Raw genomic sequence first — 1,544 nt, forward strand, 5'->3', positions numbered from 1 at the left:
CTATAAAATGAGCGGTTTTCCCGCTGAACGCTTTCGACTCTCCGATCGCGGACGGATTGATCGAGGACTTGCCGCGGATATTGTGGTCTTTGATCCAGAGACTGTCGCAGACAGGTCTACATGGTCGGATCCAGTACAATCTCCTGTCGGTGTAAACTATGTATTCGTCAACGGCGTTTCAGTTGTTGAAGATGGTGACGTGACGGGGCAACTGCCCGGTAGAGTGCTGCGTCAACAACGATAGATAGTGCAGTGTGGAGGGAAACCGTGGATACGTACGATGTAACAATTATTGGTGGTGGAAGTGCCGGGCTTGTGCTTGCCGTGGCGGGCGCAAAATTGGGGAAAAAGACCGCGCTTGTGGAGAAACACCGCATCGGTGGCGACTGCCTCTGGACGGGATGTGTGCCTTCCAAGGCACTCCTGAAGGCGGCGAAGGTCGCGAATTACATCAAAGACGCTGAGAAATACGGCATTTCAAGCACCCTTACAACGCCTGATTGGCAACATGTGATGGCGTATGTCAGAAGCACCCAACACGCGATAGAGGAGGAACACGACAACCCTGAACGATTCCGTGAGATGGGAGTTGATGTTATCTTCGGAGATGGTCATTTTGAATCCTCTGATCGTTTCGTTGTGGAAGATACTGAGAGCGGTCAGACGCGCATGCTCGAAAGCAAAAAGTTCGTGATTAGCACGGGCTCCCGTCCTGATGCGCCGCCTATCCCCGGATTAGAGTCTTGTGGTTATCTCGACAGTGAGAACGTCTGGGACCTTGAGGAGTGCCCCAACCGGTTGCTCGTCGTCGGTGCGGGTCCAATCGGTATTGAACTCGGACAGGCGTTTCATCGTCTCGGTGCGGATGTGACGGTAGCACAACGGAGCGGACGTATTCTCACAAAAGAGGATACCGATGTTTCTGAGCAGATGCTGCGTTACCTCCGAGAGGAGGGGATTACAATCCGACTCAATACGAATATCGCACAGGTTATACAAAATCAAGAAGGCGTATATGTGACGTTCAGTGGTGGTGATAGTGAAAATGGAACTGTAGAGCAGACTTTTGATAAGATTCTGATTGCCGCGGGACGTGCACCGAACATTGAAGGCTTAGCACTCGACAAAATCGGGGTACAGGTAGGCAGAAGTGGGATTGAAGTGAACAGCAAACTTCAGACGAGCGTCAAAAATATCTATGCCGCAGGCGATGTGATTGGACATTACTTGTTCACACATGTCGCCGCATTTCAAGCGCAGCTGCTCCTCCGAAATATTTTTTTCCCGTTCTCCAAGACAATCAACTACGCCGTCGTGCCGTGGACAACCTTCTGTGATCCAGAAGTTGCCCGTTGCGGTCTGACAGAAGCAGAGGCACGCGAGAAATATGGGGATGTTGATGTGTTCACACTCGATCAAGCGGATGTCGATAGAGCCGTCGCGGAAGGTGAGACACACGGCTTCAGCAAAGTCATTGCGAGTCGGTGGACTGGGAAAATATTAGGCGTTCATCTCGTTGGCGCAAACGCGGGCGAGGTCATCCA

Annotated in this window: 2 protein-coding genes; both read left to right on the forward strand. The window is 51.7% G+C overall.

The window, feature by feature from the left end:
* Positions 1-244 (forward strand): D-aminoacylase (locus J4G07_16830; protein MCE2415651.1); only part of this gene is annotated, 244 nt, incomplete at its 5' end.
* Between the two features lie 23 nt (positions 245-267).
* Positions 268-1,544 (forward strand): FAD-dependent oxidoreductase (locus J4G07_16835; GenBank protein MCE2415652.1); only part of this gene is annotated, 1,277 nt, incomplete at its 3' end.

The sequence above is a fragment of the Candidatus Poribacteria bacterium genome, from assembly GCA_021295715.1.
Lineage (GTDB): Bacteria > Poribacteria > WGA-4E > WGA-4E > WGA-3G > WGA-3G.